This is a genomic window from Pseudomonas sp. GW821-FHT07G06, from assembly GCF_058986625.1.
Genome location: NZ_JBYSVW010000012.1, coordinates 193,520 through 214,979, shown reverse-complemented (window position 1 = coordinate 214,979; position 21,460 = coordinate 193,520). Strand labels below are relative to the sequence as shown.

Below are 21,460 nucleotides of genomic sequence, written 5' to 3'. Positions count from 1 at the left end.
TGATCATGGCCGTCCCCCTGCAACCCCAATCCTTCAGCAAGAACCAATGCGTCACCGGCCTGCGCGCTGCCGTGAGTATTCTGGAAAAGTGGCAGGCCACCAGCGACCAGGCCTGTCGCATCCTGCGCATTTCCCGCAGCACCTACACCCGCGCCCGTCAGCGTGACCCGGACTGGGCGGTGGCACTGGATGCAGACCAGATGCAGCGCATCAGTTTTGTGCTGAACATTCACGCCACGCTGCGCCTGGTGTTCGACAACCCGGACAACGTGTACGGCTTTGCCTCGATGGCCAACGACAACGAGTTTTTCAATGGCCGCAGCCCGTTGGAGATCATGGCCCAGGGCGACATGATTGCGCTGTATGAAACTTTCCGCCGCATCGACATGTTGCGGGGTGCGCAATGGTGATGGCGAGTGAGCTGGCGGTGTTTGCCGGTCAGTCGCTGCAGGCTTATCGCCTGGTCAATTCGAAGTTTCCGCCGATTGCGTTGTTTGATGACGTGGCGGACGCGGATGAGTTTGAGGTGTTGTTCGAGATTCAGGCGCTGACCAATCCGCGGTTGAAGAATGAGCTGGGTCGGTTGGAGTTGATTGCGCGCAGCGAGATTCCGTTCGGGATTGCCGGGTGCTCTTACGCCATTGCGCCGTTTACCCATGTCAATCCGGCGGGTTCGCGCTTCAGTGACGGCAGTTTCGGGGTGTTGTACCTGGCGGATTCGATGGCAGCGGCGTTGGCCGAAGTGCGGCATCACCAGGCTCTGTATTGGTCGAAGGTGCCGAGCCTGAACTATGAGCGGTTTGTGTTTCGCGGGTTGGCCTGTGCCTTTGGCGATGGCGGAATGAAGGACGCCACCGCCCTGCCGCTGACCGATCCGGTGTATGCGTCGGACGATTACAGCCATTCCCGCGTGCTGGGGCGGGCGGTGCGGGACGCCGGTTGTCCCGGTTTGCGTTATCACTCGGTGCGGATGCCGGGCAGTCATTGCTGGGCGTTGATGACGCCGAAGCCGGTCTCGTCAATTGTGCAGACGGCGCATTACGAGATGGTGTGGAATGGGCAGATCACCAGTGTCAGCCAGATCAGCGAGGCTTGAGCCCCGTTGTCAGGCACATGAAAACCTGTGGGAGCGAGCTTGCTCGCGATTGCTGTGTGTCAATCGACACAGATGTTGAATGTGAAACTGCCATCGCGAGCAAGCTCGCTCCCACATGGATCTGCGATCCATTGACTGCGTCGATAGTCACCATTGATTCAATGAAGTTCTCTTAAAAAATCCCCGGCGTAACATCTGCTCCATACCAACCCATCAGCACCCCGGAGCACACCATCATGAAACGCCAGACCCTCCTCAGCATCGCTTTCTCGGTTTTCGCCGTTAACGCTTTCGCCGCTACCTCTGCTCAACCTGTGGTCGCTGAAGGCGGCTCGGATCGTCTGATTGAAAGCCGTGTGGCCGAGGGTGGTTCCGATCGCCTGATCGAGAATCGTGTGGCCGAAGGTGGTTCGGATCGCCTGCTGGAAAAACGTGTTGCTGAAGGCGGTTCCGATAAGCTACTGCAGAACCGCGTCGCTGAAGGCGGTTCCGACAAGCTGCTGCAAAACCGCGTCGCCGAAGGCGGCTCCGATAAGCTGCTGCAAAACCGCGTAGCTGAAGGTGGCTCCGACCGTCTGATCGAAAGCCGCGCTGTCTGAATGCAGGGCTTTACCGCAGGACTCAACGAAAAGCCCGGCCTCAACAGCCGGGCTTTTTCGTGCGCATAAAATAAATCAGTCCAACTATTTCAGCGCCCCCCTGTAGGGCCCGCTCTTCTTTCATTCAGGACAGTAGGGTAAATCCACGCGACAAACGGTACCCGTTTTTCGCCACTACCTGTCATTTGTTACAGTTGTCACGCCACCACTTGTGCCCCCTAATGAACCTGTCGTCTACAGAGGGGACTTGTTCCACTCCTTGCGATGAATTGAAGCAATCCAATCTTCTCTTTGGAGTTTCCACCATGAACGAGTTTCAAAACAATGCGATTCGCAAGTCCAAACTGGAAAACGATAAATCCCGCACGGACAGCGTCGAACTCCTGCCTGCACCAATGGTGATGGAGCGGGATGAACGTACCACCATTCTTTATGAAGGCGAGATCGAAGAGTCGGGGGCGATTACTCGACTGGCAGTCTATCCGGGCATGGCGCGCGGTGACCGCATAAAGCTGACCTGGGAGAACACTTCAACCGACATAGTGAAAAAATACTCGACCGAGCTGAAAGTCAGCGATCCTGAATCCTTTATCGACATCAGCGTGCCGAAGAGCTTTGTGTGTTATTACATCAAAAATCTCCTAAGGTTTCAGGTCACGTATAAGGTCTTCCCTGCCGCTGGTGGCCCCCCATGGCCTTCCGAATCAACCTCCGTCATATCCGCAAAGATACAGGGATCGGTAATTCCTGCCCCAATAACCCCCGATGTCAAAGATGGAAGTCTGAGCTCGCAGCATGATTACCCCGATGGATTGACCATTCTACTCAGTCCCTATTTGACAATTAACTGCACCTGGACGAGCTACGGTCGGGATGGCCGAGTCCTTTATTTTGAGAGATGGCGTCCGGAAAGTGACGAAAAGACGGTCGTAGTACCTGAAGTACTGAAACTCATAGAGGCAGGCGGAGAAGTTCGTGTCAGCTCTTTTAGTGACAACCCGGAAGAATATATTTTCGATTCCTTGCCTCTGGTTCTGAAGGTGTTGTAACGCTCGACTGCAACTTCTGCTCAACCTGTAGTCGCCGAAGGTGGCTCCGACCGTCTGATCGAAAGCCGCGCGGTCTGAATGCAGTGCTTTACCGCAGGACTCAACGAAAAGCCCGGCCTCAACCGCCGGGCTTTTTCGTGTGGGTGATCAATTCGTCCGTTGTTCATGCACTTTCGCATAGCGCGCCAGGCCAATCTTGATGCCAACCAGGATGGGCGCGGCAAAGACGAACAGCAGGGCCACGGCGAAGAACGCCGTATCGAACGCAATCACCGTGGCCTGACCCGACACCGCCTTGCCCAGCAAACTGGTAGCTGCCCGGCCGGCGGCCACCGGGTCCATGCCCTTCCCTGCCAGCATCGCGGTTGTGGTCGTCAGCCGCTCGATGAGCGCGTGCCCACCCGGAGTGACGTAGGTGCTGAGGACCACGCCATTGGTGACGGCGTGATGCTCGATCAGGGTCTGCAGCCCGGCAACGCCCATCAGGCCACCCAGCTGGCGCCCTGTGTTGAACAGGCCGATGCCGCTGGCCAGGTTGCGGCTGTTGAGGTGGGTGAAAGCGATCAGTGTGATCGACAGAAACAGGAAGCCAAGGCCCACGCCGCGCAGCAGGATGGCCGCCATCATGTTGTCCGTGCCGCTTTCGCTGGTGGAGCCGGAGAGCATCCACATCGCCGCCATGATCAGCAGGATGCCCAAGGGCACGGTGGCCACCGGCGGCACGCGGCGGACCTGGAACAACCAGGCGGCGATGAGCAGCGAACCGACAAAAAAACCGCCGCTGGGCAACAGCAGCAGGCCGGCATCGGTCGGTGTGAAGGCGAGTACCGACAGGGCGAACGCCGGGATCAGGTAGGCGCTGCCGAACAGCGCGGCACCGGCGACGAAACTGACGATAAAGGCAAAGGTGAAATCGCTCGATTTGAACGGGCTCAAGTCAAGCAACCCCTGGCCGTCGGCCAGGACCTGTTGGCCGAGAAAGCCCAGCAGCGCGGCGGCACCGAGCACCGTCAGCACCAGGATGCGCGGTTCCTCGAACCAGTCCCAGCGGCTGCCCTGGCTGAGCACGTAGGTGAAACTGAACAGGGCCGCAGCGAGCAACGAGAACCCGAGCCAGTCAAACGAAGGCTGCCGGACCCTGGCGGGCATGGGGTGGTCAGCGATGAGCAAGAGCCCGGTCGCTGCCAATGCCAGCGGCACCACGCTGAAGAAAATCCAGGTCCAGGACTGGCTGTCGATCAACCACCCTTGCAGGGCCGGTGCGAGGGTCGCGGACGCGACCACGGCCGCCATGGCGAACAGGGCTTGCAGGATCGGCTGAAGGGCGCGCGGATAACCGCGAAAGATGATCGCCTGGCCCGCCACCAGCAAAGCGCCGCCGGCGAAGCCTTGCAGGATGCGCAATGCGATCAGCAGCTCCAGCCAGGCGCTGACGGCAGCCACGCCGCACGCCAGGCCCATGACCAGGGTGGCGCCGATGAGCACGTTGCGTGGAGAAAAGCGCTGCATCAGCCAAGGGGCGAGCATGAACCCGATCAGCTTGAGGCCGATGTAGCCGACATCCAGCCAGGCGAACTCGTCAGGTGTGGCATAGGTGTCGCCGATGATGTCGCTGCGTCCGAGGGCGAGCACGGTGCTGGCGATCGCTTCAGTCAACGTGGCCAGGACGATGCCCGCGATGAGCAGAACGCCGGTCGTCGGCCTGGCGCGACTCATGAGCCGGCCCCTTGCGCAACCTCTACCCGCGCGGACAGCCCCGGCACGATGCGCCCCGGCAGCGGATTGTCAGCCAGGCGGATCTTCACCGGAACGCGCTGTACGACACGTACGAAGTTCCCGGTGGCGTTGTCGGGCGGCAGCAGGCTGAACGCCGAGCCACTGCCCGGTGCAAAACTGTCGACCACGCCGGCCAGTGCCGCATCGGGGTAGCCATCGACCGTGACGCGCACGGGCTGACCGGGGCGAATCTGTTCGAGCTGGGTTTCCTTGAAATTGGCCACGACCCACACATCGTTGACTGGCACGATATCGAGCAGGGCGACACCCGGCGTGACGAAGCGGCCGAGGCGAACCTGACGATTGCCGACCACGCCATCCACAGGCGCATGCACCACGGTGTGATCGAGATCGATCCGGGCGAGATCACGGGCCGCTTCAGCCTGGGCCACCGCTGCCACGGCCGCCTCTCTTTGCGCCACAAACACACTGATGCGTTGCTGTTGGGCCTCGACCGTTGCCGAAGCGGCCGATACCGACGCCACGGCTCTGGATTGTGCCGTGCCGGTTTCATCGACCAGTGCCTGGCTCACGGCGTTGCTGACGATCAGTTTGCGGCTGCGGTCGTGGGTCTTGGCCGCCAGGCTCATGTCGGCGGTGGCCGAGCGTCTTTGCGCTTCAGCCTGCCTGATCAGCGCATGCTGAAGCCGGATCTGCGCGTCGACATGGGTCAGGTTCGCCCGGGCGGCGCTGACATTGGCCTCGGCTTGCGCAAGTCTGGCGCGATAGTCGCGGTCATCGATACGAAACAGCACATCACCCGCGCGCACGGTTTGGTTGTCCTCGACCTCGAGCGCCGTGACATAGCCGGCGACCTTGGCGGCCAGCGAGGTGACGTCGCCGCGGACATAGGCGTTGTCGGTCGAGGTCACGCCACGGGTAAACGCCATGGTGCCCCAAACCGCCACGACCATCACGGCCGCGACACACAACAACAGGCCAATGGTCTTGCGTTTGCTGCGCCGCACCACGACCACCGGCGTTGCGGTGTTTGTGCTGGCGGCAATGGCGGCCTTGTGTTGGAGCGAGTTCATTTTTTTCATGTCCTGTTCAGTAGCAAGCACCAGGCAGCCACGGGGCGGCAGGGTCTGCCGCCCGGCTGTCGAGCTTTCATGAGCGGGTTGATCGGCTCACTGTTTGATGGGTGTGACGAGTACCTTTTCCTCGGTGTCGAGGACGAACACCGCCAACAGGCGTGCCGGTTGGGTGTCACTGGCGTTGGCGCTGACCAGGTGCACGGAACCCGGCTCCTCTACGAAGTTTTCGCCGACGTTGTAGATCTTTTCCGGTTGGCCTTTGACCTGGATGCGAAACGAGCCTTCCAGCACCGTTGCATAGATGAAGGCCGTTTTTGGATGGGTGTGGGCCGGCGACGCGGCACCCGGCCCGTACTCGACGACTACGCCCCTCATGCTCTTGCCGGGGATGTTGGGAATGGGACGGTCGAACACTACCGTGACCTTGCCGGGGGGCGGTTCGGCGGCCGAGGCGGCGCTGATCGAGAGCGCTGCGAAGACTGCGGCCATCAGCAATCGGGTAACCATGGGACTTCTCCTGGATGGGCAGGGATATGTGAGGGTGCGATGCGTTACTGCGCTAACGACCGGGCCAACCAGTCTTCGAAGCGGATCGCCCCCAGGCGTGGGTTCTTGCCGGGAACCAGCGATTGATCGTCGAGCACGGCGCCGAAGTAACGCGCGTGCACGTCCGGCACAACCTTGCGGTTGTCCTGGGTCACTCGCAGAAAACGCCTGGCCAGTTCGTCGATCGGCATGGCTTCCGGGCCGCCCACTTCAACCGTGCCATTGACCGGCGCTGCCAGCACCACAGCGGCCAGCGCCGCCACCACGTCGTCGGACGCTATCGGCTGGATCAACGCCGGCGAAACGCGAAACTCCTCGCCGACGTTGAACGACTGGACGATGCCGTCGACAAACTCGAAGAACTGCGTGGCACGCAAAATGGTGTAAGGAATGCCGGAGGCCTTGATCAGGTTTTCCTGAGCGACCTTGGCCCGGAAATAACCACTGTCGGGAAGCCGTTCGCTACCGACAATCGACAGGGCCACGTGATGACGAACCCCGGCAGCGGCTTCGGCGGCCAGCAGGTTACGGCTGGAGGTTTGGAAGAAATCGAGAACGGCCTGGTCTTCCCACGAGGGTGCGTTCGCCACGTCGACCACCACGTCCGCACCGTCCATCGCTTCGGCCAGGCCTTCGCGGGTGATGCTGTTCACGCCCGTGCTGGGGCTGGCGGCGAGCGCATCATGGCCGCGCTCGCGAAGGGTGTTCACAAGTTTCGATCCGATGAGGCCGGAGCCTCCGATGACGACGATCTTCATGACTGTTCTCCACTTGTCGACGGCAACCATTGCGTCGGTGTAGAGAGATTGCCTGCACGGGTCAGGCAAGTCCTTGGGTTTGCCTTGGAGAGCGCTTGGATTTTTGTCCAAGACCACTGACGGTCGTCCAGCCTTCCTTGCCGCCGACGGTGCAGCGGCTGTCGAGCTGCCGTATCATTCTTCCCAGTTACCCACCCGCCGCCTGGGACACGGAGTTGAGGGCGCTTCGCCAGGGGATGCCCGACTTGCCATTCAGTTTTGAAGACTACGTACTCGATCAGGAACGCCGGGAGCTGACCCTGCGTGGGCAAGTCGTGGCCGTCGGTCCGCAGGTCTTCGACCTGTTGCTGCTGTTCGTCAACAATCCCGACCGCGTTGTCAGCAAGGACGAACTGCTCAAGGCAGTGTGGGGCGACCGGATCGTTTCGGAATCGACGATCACCAGCCACATCAATGCCGTGCGCAAGGCCATCGGCGATACCGGTGAGGAGCAGCGCCTGGTACGCACCGTCGCCCGCAAAGGCTACCGTTTCGTTGGCCGGATCAACGGCGACCTGACCGGGCAAGCGCGACAGCCCGAGAGCGATGAACACCCGAGCGCCGCCCCGAAGCCAAACCCCTCCCCTGCGCTGGTCCTGCCGGAAAAACCCTCGATCACCGTCCTGCCCTTCCATAACCTGAGCGGCGATCCGGAGCAGGAGTACTTCGCCGACGGTGTCGTGGAGGACATCATCGCCGCCCTGTCGCGTCTTCGCTGGCTGTTCGTCATCGCGCGCAATTCGAGCTTCACCTACAAGGGCCAGGCGGTGGACGCCCGAGGCGTTGGCCAGGCGCTGGGCGTTCGCTACGTGCTCGAAGGCAGCGTGCGCAGGAGCGGGAACAAACTGCGCATTACCGGGCAACTGATCGACGCGACAAGCGGTACGCACCTCTGGGCCGAGCGCTTCGAAGGCTTGCTGGACGATATCTTCGAGCTGCAGGACCAAATCACCGAGAGCGTCGTCGGCGCGATCGCGCCGCAACTGGAGCGGGCAGAAATCGAACGCGCCAAGCGCAAGCCGACGGAAAGCCTGGACGCCTACGACTACTACCTGCGGGCCATGGCTAAACTGCACAGCGGCAGCCGGGAAGCCATCGAGCAGGCCCTGCCGATGTTCTACCAGGCCATCGAGCTCGATGGGGAATTTGCCTCGGCCTATGGCATGGCCGCCTGGTGCCACTTCTGGCGCAAGCTCAATGGCTGGATGGGCGATAGGCCTGCAGAAATCGCCGAGGGCATACGGCTGGCGCGGCTGGCGGTGACCCTCGGCCGCGATGATGCCGTCGCATTGACCCGGGGCGGACATGCGCTGGCCCATCTCGCCGGCGAAGTCGACGGCGGAATTGCACTGCTCGACCGGGCACGCCTGCTCAACCCCAACCTCGCCCCCGCCTGGTTTCTGGGCGGTATCCTGCGGGCGCTGCGCGGTGAAACGGACGCGGCCATCGAGCACCTGAACCATGCCGTTCGCTTGAGCCCGCTGGACCCGGAAATGTTCAGGATGCAGGTCGGCATGGCGCTCGCGCATTTCTTCGCCGGGGACTTCGATGCCGCTGCGACCTGGGCGGACAAGGCACTGGGCAATCTGCCCAGCCTGCTGGTCGCCGCGGCACTGGTGGCGGCCAGTCACGCGCTCGGCGGTCGAATGGACAAAGCGAATCTGGCGATGCAACGCCTGTTAGCGCTGGATCCCACTTTGCGCCTGTGCGCCCTCAAGGACTGGCTGCCCATTCAACGGCCTGAGGATTTCGCCCGTTTCGTCGAGGGATTGCGCCTGGCGGGATTGCCGGAGTAAAGGCGATCACCCTTGACCTGTAGGAGCGAGCCTGCTCGCGATGGACGTCAACGATGACGCGGGTTACCTGATTAAACGCGGTGTCCTCAAGTCCATCGCGAGCAAGCTCGCTCCTACAATAGTTGCACATTGCTACGGTAGGCTAAGCTTTGAGCAACTCGTTGCTCATGATGCTCGGTTCTGCAGGTTTTGGGTGTTTCTGGAGAGCGTCTGCAACAGCGATCTCAGACTGGCCAAAACCTTTCACGCAGGATTGCCGTGATGACCGAGCCCCTCCTCAGCTTTGATGCACTCAAACGCGCCGCTGCCGCCGGCGAAATCGACACCGTGCTGGTCTGCATGGTCGACATGCAGGGACGCCTGGTCGGCAAGCGCTTCCAGGTCGAGTTTTTCATCGACAGCGGCCACGAAGAAACCCATTGCTGCAACTACCTGTTGGCCGACGACATCGACATGGAACCGGTGCCGGGTTACGCCGCGGCCAGTTGGAGCAAGGGCTACGGCGATTTCGTGCTCAAGCCCGACATGTCCACCCTGCGGCGCGTGCCCTGGCTTGAGTGCACGGCGCTGGTGCTGTGCGACGTGCTCGATCATCACCATCGCCAGGACCTGCCCCACAGTCCGCGGGCGATTCTGAAAAAGCAGGTCGAGCGCCTGCGCGAGCGCGGCTATACCGGCATGTTTGCCTCGGAACTCGAGTTCTATCTGTTCGATGAGAGCTACGAGGCCATCCACAAGCGCAATTATCACAAACCGAAAACCGCCGGCCATTACATCGAGGACTACAACATCCTCCAGACCACCCGCGAAGAGCCGGTGCTGCGGGCGATTCGCAAGCATTTGCAGGCCTCGGGCATTCCCGTGGAAAACTCCAAGGGCGAATGGGGCCCGGGCCAGGAAGAGATCAACATCCGCTACGCCGATGCCATGACCATGGCCGACCACCACGTCATCATCAAGCACGCCTGCAAAGAGATCGCGCAGTTGCAGGGCAAGGCGATCACCTTCATGGCCAAGTGGCGTTACGACGCCGCCGGTTCCAGCAGTCATATCCATAATTCGTTGTGGGACAAGAACGCGAAGAAGCCGCTGTTCTTCGACGCGAAAGCCGAGTTCGGCATGTCGAAACTGATGCGTGCCTGGGTCGCCGGGCAGCTCAAGTACGCCAACGACATTACCTGCTTTCTCGCGCCCTACATCAACTCCTACAAGCGCTTCCAGGCCGGCACCTTTGCGCCGACGCGGGCGGTGTGGAGCCGCGACAATCGCACCGCCGGCTTTCGCTTGTGTGCCGAAGGCAGCAAGTCCATCCGCATCGAATGCCGCATCGGCGGCGCCGACCTCAACCCCTATCTGGCCTTCGCCGCGTTGATCGCGGCGGGCCTGGCCGGCATCGACGAAAAGCTCGATCTCGTGCCGCCGTTCGAAGGGGATGCCTACCAAGACGAGCATTTGCCGGAAGTGTCCAAGACCCTGCGCGAGGCGAGCGCCGCCCTCAAGGCCTCCGCCATGTTGCGCGAGGCGTTCAGCGATGAGGTGGTCGACCATTACGTGCACACCGCCGAGTGGGAACAGAAAGAGTACGACCGGCGAATCACCGACTGGGAACTGCAGCGCGGCTTCGAGCGCTATTGAGAACATCATGACTGCGAAGGTGCAATTGATCTCCCCGGTCGATGGCCGGGTGTACGTCGAACGAGAGATGGCTGATGCGGTGCAGGTCGAGCAGGCGCTGACCGCCGCTGCCAGTGCACAGGCGGCATGGCAACGCCGCTCACTGAGCGAACGCGCAGCATTGTGCAGCGCCGCAGTGGACGCGATGCTGTCGATGCAGGCGGACATCGTGCCGGAACTGGCCTGGCAGATGGGTCGCCCGGTGCGCTATGGCGCCGGCGAACTGCGCGGTTTTGCCGAACGCGCACGGCACATGATCGCCATCGCGCCGCAAGCCCTGGCCGCTGTAGAGCCGGCGCCTGTGGCGGGTTTTCGGCGCTACATCAAGCGCGAGCCGCTGGGCACGGTGCTGGTGGTCGCGCCGTGGAACTACCCCTATTTGACGGCGGTGAACACGATCATCCCGGCGCTGATGGCCGGCAACAGCGTGATCCTCAAGCATGCGTCGCAGACCCTGCTGGTGGGTGAGCGTTTCGCCGAGGCCATGCGCCGCGCCAATCTGCCGGATGGCCTGTTCCATAACCTGCTGCTCGATCATCGGCAGACCGCCGCGATCATTGATTCGGGCCGGGTACAGCAGGTCAATTTCACCGGTTCGGTCGATGCCGGCAAGGCCATGGAAAGCGCCGCCACGGGACGCTTCATCGGCGTGGGCCTGGAGCTCGGCGGCAAGGATCCGGCCTACGTGCGGGCTGACGCCAACCTCGAGCATGCGGTGGAAAACCTGGTGGACGGCAGCTTCTTCAATTCCGGGCAGAGTTGCTGCGCCGTGGAGCGCATCTACGTCGACCAGAAAATCTTCCCGGTGTTTGTCCAGCGCTTCGCCGAACTGACCCGCCAGTACGTGCTGGGCAACCCGCTGGACGAAGCCACCACCCTCGGGCCGATGGTGACACCGGGCGCCGCCTTTTTCGTGCGTGGCCAGATCGCCGAAGCGCTCGCCCAAGGCGCGACGGCGCTGATCGATCCGCAGGCCTTTAGCGCCGACGTGCCGGGCAGTGCCTACCTCGCGCCGCAGGTCCTGGTCGATGTCAGCCATCAAATGTCGGTCATGCGCGATGAAAGCTTTGGTCCGGTGGTCGGCATCATGCCGGTGGCCAGCGATGACGAGGCCATCGCCTTGATGAACGACAGTGAGTTCGGGCTCAGCGCGTCCATCTGGACCCAGGACCTCGCAGCGGCCGAACGCCTGGGCAACCAGATCGCCACCGGCACGCTGTTCATGAACCGCTGCGATTACCTGGACCCGGCGCTGGCCTGGACCGGCGTGAAGAACAGCGGGCGCGGCGTCACCCTGTCGCCACTGGGCTACGAGCACCTGACCCGGGCCAAATCCTTTCATCTGCGTCACGAGGTGTAGACCATGAACCTGACAGGAAACTGGAACTACCCCACGAGCGTTCGGTTCGGCGTCGGGCGCATCGCCGAGCTGGCCGACGTCTGTCGCAGCCAGGGTATCGAGCGACCCTTGCTGGTCACCGACAGCGGCCTGGCCCGCGCACCGATCACCACGGCGGCACTGGACGCGCTGCGCGCCGCCGGCCTGGGTGTGGCGTTGTTCTGTGACCTCAAGCCCAACCCGGTCGAAGCCAACCTGGCCGGTGGGCTCGACGCCTGGCGTGCCGGCAAACATGACGGTGTGATCGCCTTCGGCGGCGGCAGTGGCCTGGACATGGGCAAGCTGATTGCGTTCATGAGCGGCCAGACCCGCCCGGTCTGGGATTTCGAAGACATCGGCGACTACTGGACCCGCGCCGACGACAGCCGCATCGCCCCGGTCATTGCCGTGCCGACCACGGCGGGGACCGGTTCGGAAGTCGGGCGTGCGGCGGTGATCATCGACGAGCGTACCCACACCAAACGCATCATCTTCCACCCGAAAATGATGCCACGCGTCGTCATCAGTGACCCGGCCCTCACCGTCGGCATGCCCGCCAAGGTCACCGCCGGTACGGGCATGGACGCGTTATCGCATTGCCTGGAAGCGTACTGCGCCCCCGGTTTTCATCCCCTGGCCGATGGCATTGCGGTGGAAGGCATGCGCCTGGTGGCCAACGCCCTGGTGAAAGCGGTACACACGCCGTCGGACCTCGAGGCGCGCGCACAAATGCTCGCGGCAGCGGCCATGGGCGCCACGGCATTCCAGAAAGGCCTGGGCGGGATGCATGCGCTTTCCCATCCGGTGGGTGCGCTGTACGACACCCATCACGGCATGACCAACGCCACCTTCATGCCCTATGTCCTGCAATTCAATCGCACGGCCATCGAGGAGCGCATCACCCGCCTGGCGGCGTACCTGCGTCTGCCCTCCCCGGGGTTCGACAGTTTCCTGGCCTTCGTCCTCAAGTTGCGCAAGGACATCGGCGTGCCCCATACCCTGGTTGAACTGGGCGTGGATGACCGGCAGGCCGACCTGATCGCGGACATGGCGATTGTCGACCCCTCGGCAGGTGGCAACCCGCTGCCCTTGACCCGGGACGGCGTGGCAAAGATTTTCGACGCGGCACTTCACGGCCGTCTGTAGGAGCGAGCCTGCTCGCGATGGACGTCAACGATGACGCGGGGAACCTGACACCCCGCGTCGTCCTCAAGTCCATCGCGAGCAGGCTCGCTCCTACAGAAAACCAAGGTCGAGCCTACGGCGGCTCAGTTCGGCCTGTCCAACACCTGAAAAGGGGCACACAACAATGAACCCAACAAGCCAGCCGGGCACCGAAACCCACGACGATGACGTCAAGGTGCTGCACAGCATGGGCTACGCCCAGCAACTCTCACGACGAATGGGTGTTTTCTCCAACTTCGCCATTTCCTTTTCGATCATCTGCATCCTCTCCGGTGGCATCAACTCACTGGCCCAGGGCACCTCGGGCGCCGGTGGCATATCCATCGGGATCGGCTGGCCGATCGGCTGCCTGATCTCCGGGGTATTCGCCATGGCCATGGCGCAGATTTCCTCGGCCTACCCCACCGCCGGCGGCCTGTACCACTGGGGCTCGATCCTCGGTAACCGCTTCACCGGCTGGCTGACCGCGTGGTTCAACCTGCTGGGGCTGGTCACGGTGCTGGGCGCGATCAACGTCGGTACCTATTACTTCTTTTTCGGTGCCTTCGGACCGGCACTGGGCATGGAGGACACGACCACGGTCAGGGTGATTTTCCTGGCCATCCTCACGGGCCTGCAGGCCTTGTGCAACCACTTGGGTATCGGCCTGACGGCCAAGCTCACCGACTTCTCCGGCTACCTGATCTTCGCCACGGCGCTGGCGCTGACCATCGTCTGCCTGATCTCGGCACCCAGCTATGAATTCGCGCGGCTGTGGACCTTCGGCAACTATTCCGGCGAAGCGGGCGGTAACGTCTGGCCGCAAGTCTCCAACGGCTGGGTTTTCATGCTCGGCCTGCTGTTGCCGATCTACACCATCACCGGCTATGACGCCTCGGCGCATACCTCCGAGGAAACCCGCAACGCGGCCATGTCGGTGCCCCGCGGCATGGTCATGTCGGTGGTCTGGTCGTTGCTGTTCGGCTGGCTGATGCTCAGCGCGTTCGTGCTGATGCTGCCAAACATGGACGAGGCGGCCAAGCAAGGCTGGAACGTGTTTTTCTGGGCCATGAACACCCAGGTCAACCCGACCTTGAAACTGGTGCTTTTCGTGGCGATATTCATCTCGCAGGTGCTCTGCGGACTGGCCACCGTCACCTCGGTTTCGCGCATGATCTTCGCCTTCTCCCGGGACGGTGGCCTGCCCTGCTCCAAAGCCCTGGCCTCGGTCTCACCGACCTTTCGCAGCCCGGTGGCGGCGATCTGGACCGGTGCCACCCTTGCCGTCCTGTTCGACTGGGGCTCGTCGGTGATCTCGGTCGGGGCAACGCCGGTCTATACGATCGTGGTGTCCTGCACGGTGATCTTCCTGTTCTTCTCCTTCGCCATTCCCATCGTGCTCGGCCTGTTTACCTACGGGACGTCGAAGTGGCCGACCATGGGGCCATGGAACATGGGGCGATTCTGGTACTCGGTGTTCGCCATCCTCTCGATCCTGTCGATGATCATCATATTCGTCATCGGCATCCAGCCACCCAACGATTGGGCGCTGTACATCACCATCGGTTTCCTGGTGCTGACCGCCATCGTCTGGTTCGGTTTTGAAGCCCGGCGCTTCCAGGGGCCACCGGTGGGCGACATGATCGTCAAGCGCCAGGCTGAAATCGCCGCGGCGGAAGCGGCGTTGAACAAACAAACCGGCGTTTGATGGCCGCTGCGTGCATTTAGTCCAGTCCTGAAACAGGTTCACGCCTGCTTCAGGACTCGCCCCCGGTACCCACGTATCTCCGCCGCCTAAAACAAAAAAACGTACAGCGCCACTGCGTCGATCGCGATTGCGCCGACAAATCCACATCTAAAAAAGGAAGCGTCCTACATACAAGCTATTTCACAAGCGACTTAATTGCCGCCTTTGGGTTTCCCTAGGAGCATGGATGCGCAGGTCCTGGGGCGACCACGGGTTGCTTATGCCGCAGGAAGCTTGTTAATGGAACTGACAAAAATATCCTCGCCACAGAACCGGCGTCTGATCAGGTTCACCTCCCCGATTGCGAACCAGCAGGAGCTGCTGCTCGAGCACTTTTCCGGCGCCGAGGGTCTGTCGACCCTATTCAGTTTCGAGTTGTCGCTGATCAGTCAGGATGCGCGACTGGAACTCAAGACATTGATCGGACAACCGGCGTCACTCGAGATTGAATTGGCGAGCGGCGAGGCGCGTTACATTCAGGGCTACATCAGTCGATTCGGCCTGCAGAACAGTGACGGCGGCCTGGCTTACTATTCAGCCACCTTGAGCCCCTGGCTGTGGATGCTGTCGCGACGTGTCGACTCGCGGATCTTTCAAGAGCAGAGCATCGAAGACATCCTGCGCACGGTGTTCGCCCACTATGGCGTGCTGCCCAGGTTCGAGTTCCGCCTGGAGCAGCCGCTCAAGTCCCACAGCTACCTCACGCAATACCGCGAGAGCGATCTGGATTTCGTCCTGCGCCTGCTGGAGCGTGAGGGCTTGTTGTTCTACTTCGAGCATACGAAGGAAGAACACCGCCTGATCATCACCGACCATTCCCGCCACCTTGAGCCGCTGGCCGGGCAACCGCGGATCCGCTACCACAGCGCGGCGGTCACCGAGACTGCCGACTCGATCACCCGATGGAGCAGCCAGCGGGTTCTGCAGTCCGGCAAGATGGCCATCCAGACCTTCGACTACCGGCAGCCGCGCAATCCGCTGCCGGTCAGCATGCCCAGCCTCAACGTCCAGGGTGATGTGCCAGCCTACGAGATCTACGACTTTCCCGGTCATTACAGCCACGGTATGCCCGCAGATGGCGAAGCGCTGGTGCGGCATCGACTCGAAGCCCTGGAGGTCCAGGGCAAGACGTTTGAGGGCGCCAGCAACTGTCGCGCCATGCTGCCGGGCTACACCTTCGAACTGACCCAGCACTTCGATCACGATGCTGATCCCGTGGATGACCGCCAGTTCCTCCTGCTCAAGGTGGAGCACCAAGGCCGCAACAACTACCTGACGGATCAACCGGCGAGCTACGACAACAGCTTCGTCTGCATCCGCCACAAGATTGCCTTTCGCCCACCGATCATTACGCCAAGGCCGACGATTTCCGGGCCGCTCACCGCCATTGTGGTGGGCCCGGAAGGTGAGGAGGTTTTCACCGACGAACTGGCGCGCGTGCAAGTGCGCTTTCATTGGCAGCGGGCGCAGGACCCTGCCCAGGGCACGACCTGGCTAAGGGTCGCCATGCCCAGTGGCGGCGCCGGCTTCGGCCATCAGTTTTTGCCGCGCATCGGTCAGGAAGTGCTGGTGACGTTCCTCGGCGGCGACATCGACCGCCCCCTGGTAACGTCGGTGCTCTACAACGCCGACCATTTTCCCCCGCACTTCAGTAACGCCACGGGGTTGCCGGGCAATCGAACCTTATCCGGGATCCAGACCCGGGAACATCAGGGCAAGGGCTTCAACGAACTGCTCTTCGACGATACACCCGGCGCGGTGCGCGCCCGACTGGGCACGACCCATCAGGCCACCGCGCTGAACCTGGGCAAGCTCGTCACGCCGCGAACCGACGGGCAGGCCCAGGCGCGCGGCCAGGGCGCCGAACTGCGCAGCGACGCCGCGATTGCCCTGCGGGCGGCCCAAGGGCTGTTGTTGACCACCTACGCTCGCCACGATGCCCAGGGCTCACAGCTGGACCGCGAAGAACTGCTCAAGCTGTTGGCCGAGTGCGGCGAACTGTTCCAGTCCCTCGGCCAGACCGCCGCTGCCCGTGGCAGCCCGAAGATCGACACCCAGGGCATCGAGGCGTTGCGCCAGTCGTTGAGTCAATGGCCGGCACCCGAAAGCAACAGTCCGGGCGAGCCGGTGGTCGCGGTAGCGGCTGAAGCCGGCATTGCCAGTGCCACGCCGCGCTCGCAGGTGCATTACGCCGGTGAAAACCATGACACCACCGCCCAGGATCATTTGCAGCTGAGCAGCGGCGCGGCCATGCGCCTGCAAGCCGGCAAAGGCATCAGCGCCTTCGCCCAGGACGAGGGCATCAGCGCCATCGCCAATCGCGGCAAGGTGCTGGTGCAGGCCCAGGACGACGACATGGTGCTCAACGCGCAAAAGAACCTGCACCTGTCGGCAGCCGAAGGCGAGGTGCTCATCACCGCCCCCACCATCCGCCTGGTGGCCGATGACGGCAGCTACATCAGGATCGGTGGCGGGGTCGAGATCGGTACCCAGGGCAAGGCGATTGTGCATGCCGGCGAGCATGACTGGGTGGGGCCCAAGACCGACAGTGCTTCGGTGCCTACGTTTGGTCGTGACCCCGCCGCTCAACGATTGGCCTTTCACTACCCCGGCCACGACGACGGCAGCGCCCGACTGGCGGTTGAACATGCTTACCAAATCAAACTGGAGGATGGCAGTACGGTGCAAGGACTGACGGATTCAAGCGGACTGACAGAGCAACTGGAGCGCGAGCAGATGCATCAGGCGCAAACGGCGGCGTTGCGCAACAAAGGCCCGAACGGTGGCCGCCAATGAGCAGCGAAGAGATGTACTGCGTGACGCAACTCACCACCCGCCTGATGCCCAACTGCAACACCGTGCGCAAAATGGAAGTGCCCGCCGACCTGCCGGGGGTGGTGATCTTCCTGCATGGCGTGAATGACCCCGGGGCGTCCTATGAGTCGGTGGAAACCGGGTTGTGCCAGGGGGTGAATGAGCGGCTGGATCGGCCGGATCTCAAGGCGGGGCGGTATGGGGCCAAGTACCACAAGGCCGAAAAAACACCTCGGGAAACGTGGAAAGATAAAGAAGAACAAATACTCGACGACCCTGACACTTATCTGTATCAGCGCGACACGGACGATCCCAAAACCCGCAGCCTGATGATCCCTTTCTACTGGGGCTATCGCGCCGCACCGGAACACGTCAAGCGTGATGACGCCGGTGACCCGTTCCGGATGCGCAACCAGTTTCAGGATATCCAGGGCAATCGCCTGGATCGTCACTTTGCCAAGGCCGGTGGTTTTTTTGTCAATGCCACCAACAACCTGGAAGAGATGTATGGCGAGGGTTTCAAGGCCAACCGGAAAACCGGCATGGTCGAATTGATCAAGCCGAACAATTACCTGCTCTTCGCCAATGCGCCGCTGCGGCGTTACTTTGTGTTGGCCGCTCACCGTCTGGCAATGCTGGTCAGGGAAATTCGCCGGGTATCCCCCGATGAAACCATCACCATCATGGGCCATAGCCAAGGCACCCTGATCGCGTTACTGGCACAGGCCCTGCTGGTGGACAAGGGGCAGCGTTGCGCCGACACCCTGATTCTCGTGGACACGCCTTACAGCGTCCTGCGCGACGTCACCCCCAAGAACCATGACACCCTCGCCACCCTGATCCGTATCGTCACGGCGGTCACGCAAACGCCTCATGCCCAGCCACCATTATCCGCGCTCCGGGAAGCCAAAACCTATGGCGGTCGCAGTGGCCCGCAATGGTCACCGACGCAAGGGACCCGCCAGGACAAGATCGGCAACCTCAGCGTTTTTCCCGAGCGCGACAATCGCGGCAAGGTGTACCTGTATTTTTGCCCGGACGACACCACCGTGGCCCTGGACGACGTGCAAGGCATCGGCACCTACGGGGTGCCGGATGCAACGCCGGATGGCCGGCCGGCGATGATGGCCCTGCAGTCTTTAGGCTTCTATCAACGGCTGTGGACCAAACGTCATCGTGACGGCGAGCCGGTGCTGGTGGGTAAGCCGCCACAACCCGAGTTCATCCGCGCGCCAGGCGAACACCGCTATCCGGGCGGTTCCTTTGTCACCGGAGTGGCATCGCAAGCGCCGATAGCCAAGGGGCAGGAACGCCTGATCAATGCCGAGGCCCTGACCCCGCCCCATGCGCCGCAAATGTTTGGCGGCGAAGCCATCAAGGGCAGCCCGACCCGCGCCGGCGTGGACAAACCGGATGAGGTGGCCAAGAGCATCGCGCTGGGCAAGGATGCCTCGACCTTTTTGTGGATCAAAATGCCCGTCGAATATGACGCCCCGAACACCACGCAGCAGGAAGCGCTGGCGCGTTTCAACGGCTTGTCCGAAGACCCGGAAGACCACACGCGCGCCGTACGAAAAGGCGCGGCCCGCTCCAGTGGCAGTTCCTGTCACGAGCGCGAGGAAACCCCACGCGAGGCCCGGGCACGCATGGAGCATGACCAGAAGACCTGGGGAAACAACTCCTACCACTCGGCGATCCTGCGCAGCCCGGAAAACCAGCGCTGGGTAACGGCAATGGACATTGCCATTGGCCAGGCCCACTGCCTTGACGACCCGGAGATGCGTGAGGTGTTGGTGGCGATTGCGGATTGGAAGATGGATCAAGAGATATTTACTGCGACTAAGGCTCTACCAGGTTGGTCGAGACTCAGCGCTGAGGCGCAGGCGTTAGTGAAGTCCAATTACCTGTATTACCAGGACGGCGTATTTCCGCCCCCTAGTTTGGTATCACTGACACCACCCGCTCTGCTTGCCGGTACTTCTAAAAAAGGAGATGCCTTGTGAGCAGCACTCAACACCGATCCCGAACGCTGCCAAGGCTCAAGCCCTACCTCTGGATCTCCGGAATATTGCTGATCCTTTGGCTCGGCTTCATATGGATTGTCCAAATCAAGGCGCAGGAACTCAACATGGAACTTCGTAACATGAACCCGGTAATGCGCTGGGGGATCGCCGCAATTCTAGGACCGTTGCTGCTGGTATTCAGCGTTCACTGGTGGGGTAAGGCGGTGGCCAGCGAACGGGCGGGACTTGCCGCCTACAAAGCCGACGTCAAGGCGCAAATCGCCGAGCGGCAGGCCACGCAAGCGCGCACCTATGCATTGGAAATACGAGGGTTGGGAATGGCGGTAGATGACTGGCATCAATCGTCAATCTGGAGAGAAATTAAAAAAAAGAACAATAACTTCACTTCAATCTATTCACGAGATTCGAAGGATTACGACTCTTCATTGAGTTCTCGGGAGATCACCAGGAATATCAACATTCGTGTGTCATTCAAACATTCGGCAGGCGAGTCGGTCGCATATTGGCCAATTCCTGTGTTTGCGCTGGGTCCACCAGACACCTATGAGAAGGGCTATCGAGCTTCCGGCTTGATCAACTCAGGCCGCAATAAGGCGACCCTTGGGGTTACCCTTTTTCTCTGGCAGGACGATGAAAGTACCACCCACGCGCAAGGCATGATTGAGCGGCTGTTTCAGTTTTTTGACGATAACCCCCAAGTTCCACAAGCGCTGATCGCGAGTCGGGACGGTGACGTGACGCGTGATGTCTATCGCAAGCCCGGTACTCCAGGGTTGCAAAGCGTCCAGGTGGTACCCACCGTGTACGAAAGCATGACCGGGCTGTTGGTCACCCGCTCGGATCGGGTCGATCGGTATGTTCGACGTTATGCCACCCACGAACGTGAGGACAACCAGAACAAAGACACTGATTTGGGCAAGTTGTGGGCGTTTTACTGGAAACAATCCCGTGAGTTTCTAGATGTGTACGAAGAGGCGGAACGTGCCAAAGGCGCTCAAGATCCCTTAGCTCCCGGCACCATGTCCACCACCTACTGGCAATCCCAACTCCCCACCCTCTGGCAAACCATCACTAACCGCGGGCCAGGAGAGTTCGAACCCTCCCCATGGCTACCCATCCGCTGGGCCCAGCATCAGGTCAAAGAGTTCGACGCCGCGCCGGTGCTGGGTTATCTGCACCGACCAATCAAGGTCTCGATGCAGGATGAACACGGCCAGCGGCTGAAACCGGCGTTGCAGGCCAAAGCCCTGCAGGCAGGTTGGCTGCAGGCCCTGGAGACATTACCCAAAGGGCAAAAGCCGGTCCGCGTGTTCTATGACACCACCGACAACCGGGACGCTGAAATCGCCCTGACAAATGCCTTGCACGGCCTGAATACGGACGGCCATGAGATCGAACTGGGCAATGTCGATGAGGGTTACGACATCGGTCGGCGTCTGGGCAATACCGGGGTCAGTGCGGCGCTGGTGGAAATCAACCTGGCGACCATTGCCAGCTACCTGGACGGCGGAGCCAGCGCGGTGGTCTACGCCGGTCAGGACGGCAGCCTGACGGTACAGATGATCCGCCCACCGGACGAAGCGCGCAAAGCCAGGAACCGTGAGAACCGAGGTGCCGACCCGTTCAAGTTCGGCGCCCCTAACGGCGGCGTACCCAGAACATGAGCCATCCCATTTGCCTGGGTGACGCCACCAGCAGCGGCGGCACCGTGGTTTCCTGCCAGCTCGAAGGCACGCATACCCTCAATGGAAAAACCCCGGCGGTGTTGGGCGACAAGGCTTACTGCCCGCTGCATCTGGGTGAGTTTGCCTTCGTCGAAGGGCATCCGCGCCGGCGTATGAACGGCATTCCGGTTGTATTGCAAGGCCATCTCCTGGCCTGCGGTTGTCATGGCGTGGCGGGTACTGCTCAGAATGTGCAGGTGGTCTAGGCCGAAACTCCGGGTTGTTTCATTGTTGCAGGG

The 21,460-nt window shown here is 61.6% G+C and carries 17 protein-coding genes; 13 read left to right on the top strand and 4 right to left on the bottom strand.

Translation table 11 applies throughout. The features are described 5' to 3' along the window. Nucleotides 1-5: 5 nt before the first annotated feature. From AC3WJW_RS21015 to AC3WJW_RS21000, 4 genes are all read left to right on the top strand, one after another. Nucleotides 6-410: an antitoxin Xre-like helix-turn-helix domain-containing protein gene (locus AC3WJW_RS21015; protein ID WP_102699135.1), complete on the top strand. Its 405-nt coding sequence runs from the start codon at nt 6-8 to the stop codon at nt 408-410. Next, nucleotides 404-1,096 carry an RES family NAD+ phosphorylase gene (locus AC3WJW_RS21010; protein ID WP_493727221.1) on the top strand — a complete coding sequence of 231 codons (693 nt, stop codon included), beginning with the start codon at nt 404-406 and terminating at the stop codon, nt 1,094-1,096. Before AC3WJW_RS21015 ends, AC3WJW_RS21010 begins: the two co-directional genes overlap by 7 nt. Nucleotides 1,097-1,332: 236 nt before the next feature. Then, nucleotides 1,333-1,695 (top strand): hypothetical protein, encoded by a 363-nt coding sequence (locus AC3WJW_RS21005; protein ID WP_108230278.1) that lies wholly within the window; start codon nt 1,333-1,335, stop codon nt 1,693-1,695. Nucleotides 1,696-2,000: 305 nt separating this feature from the next. Next, entirely contained in the window at nt 2,001-2,744 is a 744-nt protein-coding gene (locus AC3WJW_RS21000) for a hypothetical protein (protein ID WP_493727220.1), read from the top strand. A gap of 147 nt (nt 2,745-2,891) precedes the next feature. Here the strand turns inward: AC3WJW_RS21000 and AC3WJW_RS20995 are convergent, their stop codons facing one another. From AC3WJW_RS20995 to AC3WJW_RS20980, 4 genes are all read right to left on the bottom strand, one after another. Further along, the gene (locus AC3WJW_RS20995; protein ID WP_493727219.1) at nt 2,892-4,460 is read right to left on the bottom strand and encodes an MFS transporter; all 1,569 of its coding nucleotides are present in this window, start codon (nt 4,458-4,460) and stop codon (nt 2,892-2,894) included. Beyond that, nucleotides 4,457-5,554 (bottom strand): HlyD family secretion protein, encoded by a 1,098-nt coding sequence (locus tag AC3WJW_RS20990; RefSeq protein WP_493727218.1) that lies wholly within the window; start codon nt 5,552-5,554, stop codon nt 4,457-4,459. The genes AC3WJW_RS20995 and AC3WJW_RS20990 overlap by 4 nt, the downstream gene beginning before the upstream one ends. A gap of 96 nt (nt 5,555-5,650) precedes the next feature. After that, the gene (locus AC3WJW_RS20985; protein WP_090456521.1) at nt 5,651-6,064 is read right to left on the bottom strand and encodes a cupin domain-containing protein; all 414 of its coding nucleotides are present in this window, start codon (nt 6,062-6,064) and stop codon (nt 5,651-5,653) included. Between the two features lie 44 nt (nt 6,065-6,108). Then, complete coding sequence (locus AC3WJW_RS20980; protein WP_493727217.1) at nt 6,109-6,861, bottom strand: SDR family oxidoreductase; 753 nt, start codon at nt 6,859-6,861, stop codon at nt 6,109-6,111. A gap of 245 nt (nt 6,862-7,106) precedes the next feature. Here AC3WJW_RS20980 and AC3WJW_RS20975 point away from each other — a divergent pair, with 245 nt between their 5' ends. The 9 genes from AC3WJW_RS20975 to AC3WJW_RS20935 all read left to right on the top strand — a co-directional run bounded on the left by AC3WJW_RS20975 (nt 7,107) and on the right by AC3WJW_RS20935 (nt 21,427). Continuing rightward, the gene (locus AC3WJW_RS20975; RefSeq protein WP_493727216.1) at nt 7,107-8,696 is read left to right on the top strand and encodes a winged helix-turn-helix domain-containing tetratricopeptide repeat protein; all 1,590 of its coding nucleotides are present in this window, start codon (nt 7,107-7,109) and stop codon (nt 8,694-8,696) included. Between the two features lie 261 nt (nt 8,697-8,957). Then, a complete protein-coding gene (locus tag AC3WJW_RS20970) occupies nt 8,958-10,331 on the top strand; it encodes a glutamine synthetase family protein (protein WP_493727215.1) in 1,374 nt (457 codons plus the stop codon). A 7-nt stretch (nt 10,332-10,338) separates the two neighbouring features. Beyond that, nucleotides 10,339-11,730: an aldehyde dehydrogenase family protein gene (locus tag AC3WJW_RS20965; RefSeq protein ID WP_493727214.1), complete on the top strand. Its 1,392-nt coding sequence runs from the start codon at nt 10,339-10,341 to the stop codon at nt 11,728-11,730. A gap of 3 nt (nt 11,731-11,733) precedes the next feature. Further along, the gene (locus AC3WJW_RS20960; protein ID WP_102673960.1) at nt 11,734-12,894 is read left to right on the top strand and encodes an iron-containing alcohol dehydrogenase; all 1,161 of its coding nucleotides are present in this window, start codon (nt 11,734-11,736) and stop codon (nt 12,892-12,894) included. Nucleotides 12,895-13,057: 163 nt separating this feature from the next. Then, on the top strand, nt 13,058-14,620 hold the full coding sequence (locus AC3WJW_RS20955; RefSeq protein ID WP_493727213.1) for an amino acid permease: 1,563 nt from the start codon (nt 13,058-13,060) through the stop codon (nt 14,618-14,620). A gap of 279 nt (nt 14,621-14,899) precedes the next feature. Then, nucleotides 14,900-17,455: a type VI secretion system Vgr family protein gene (locus AC3WJW_RS20950; protein WP_493727212.1), complete on the top strand. Its 2,556-nt coding sequence runs from the start codon at nt 14,900-14,902 to the stop codon at nt 17,453-17,455. Continuing rightward, nucleotides 17,452-19,476: a T6SS effector phospholipase Tle3 domain-containing protein gene (locus tag AC3WJW_RS20945; protein WP_493727211.1), complete on the top strand. Its 2,025-nt coding sequence runs from the start codon at nt 17,452-17,454 to the stop codon at nt 19,474-19,476. The genes AC3WJW_RS20950 and AC3WJW_RS20945 overlap by 4 nt, the downstream gene beginning before the upstream one ends. Then, the gene (locus tag AC3WJW_RS20940) at nt 19,473-21,161 is read left to right on the top strand and encodes a type VI lipase adapter Tla3 domain-containing protein (protein WP_493727210.1); all 1,689 of its coding nucleotides are present in this window, start codon (nt 19,473-19,475) and stop codon (nt 21,159-21,161) included. The genes AC3WJW_RS20945 and AC3WJW_RS20940 overlap by 4 nt, the downstream gene beginning before the upstream one ends. Then, nucleotides 21,158-21,427, top strand: coding sequence for a PAAR domain-containing protein (locus AC3WJW_RS20935; RefSeq protein WP_007978801.1), 270 nt, complete (start codon nt 21,158-21,160; stop codon nt 21,425-21,427). Before AC3WJW_RS20940 ends, AC3WJW_RS20935 begins: the two co-directional genes overlap by 4 nt. Nucleotides 21,428-21,460: the final 33 nt, after the last annotated feature.

What these genes read in the sequence shown, in the direction of transcription:
- AC3WJW_RS21015 (WP_102699135.1), top strand. Translation starts at nt 6, where the DNA reads ATGGCCGTCCCCCTGCAACCCCAATCCTTCAGCAAGAACCAATGCGTC.
- AC3WJW_RS21010 (WP_493727221.1), top strand. Translation starts at nt 404, where the DNA reads ATGGTGATGGCGAGTGAGCTGGCGGTGTTTGCCGGTCAGTCGCTGCAG.
- AC3WJW_RS21005 (WP_108230278.1), top strand. Translation starts at nt 1,333, where the DNA reads ATGAAACGCCAGACCCTCCTCAGCATCGCTTTCTCGGTTTTCGCCGTT.
- AC3WJW_RS21000 (WP_493727220.1), top strand. Translation starts at nt 2,001, where the DNA reads ATGAACGAGTTTCAAAACAATGCGATTCGCAAGTCCAAACTGGAAAAC.
- AC3WJW_RS20995 (WP_493727219.1), bottom strand. Translation starts at nt 4,460, where the DNA reads ATGAGTCGCGCCAGGCCGACGACCGGCGTTCTGCTCATCGCGGGCATC.
- AC3WJW_RS20990 (WP_493727218.1), bottom strand. Translation starts at nt 5,554, where the DNA reads ATGAACTCGCTCCAACACAAGGCCGCCATTGCCGCCAGCACAAACACC.
- AC3WJW_RS20985 (WP_090456521.1), bottom strand. Translation starts at nt 6,064, where the DNA reads ATGGTTACCCGATTGCTGATGGCCGCAGTCTTCGCAGCGCTCTCGATC.
- AC3WJW_RS20980 (WP_493727217.1), bottom strand. Translation starts at nt 6,861, where the DNA reads ATGAAGATCGTCGTCATCGGAGGCTCCGGCCTCATCGGATCGAAACTT.
- AC3WJW_RS20970 (WP_493727215.1), top strand. Translation starts at nt 8,958, where the DNA reads ATGACCGAGCCCCTCCTCAGCTTTGATGCACTCAAACGCGCCGCTGCC.
- AC3WJW_RS20965 (WP_493727214.1), top strand. Translation starts at nt 10,339, where the DNA reads ATGACTGCGAAGGTGCAATTGATCTCCCCGGTCGATGGCCGGGTGTAC.
- AC3WJW_RS20960 (WP_102673960.1), top strand. Translation starts at nt 11,734, where the DNA reads ATGAACCTGACAGGAAACTGGAACTACCCCACGAGCGTTCGGTTCGGC.
- AC3WJW_RS20955 (WP_493727213.1), top strand. Translation starts at nt 13,058, where the DNA reads ATGAACCCAACAAGCCAGCCGGGCACCGAAACCCACGACGATGACGTC.
- AC3WJW_RS20950 (WP_493727212.1), top strand. Translation starts at nt 14,900, where the DNA reads ATGGAACTGACAAAAATATCCTCGCCACAGAACCGGCGTCTGATCAGG.
- AC3WJW_RS20945 (WP_493727211.1), top strand. Translation starts at nt 17,452, where the DNA reads ATGAGCAGCGAAGAGATGTACTGCGTGACGCAACTCACCACCCGCCTG.
- AC3WJW_RS20935 (WP_007978801.1), top strand. Translation starts at nt 21,158, where the DNA reads ATGAGCCATCCCATTTGCCTGGGTGACGCCACCAGCAGCGGCGGCACC.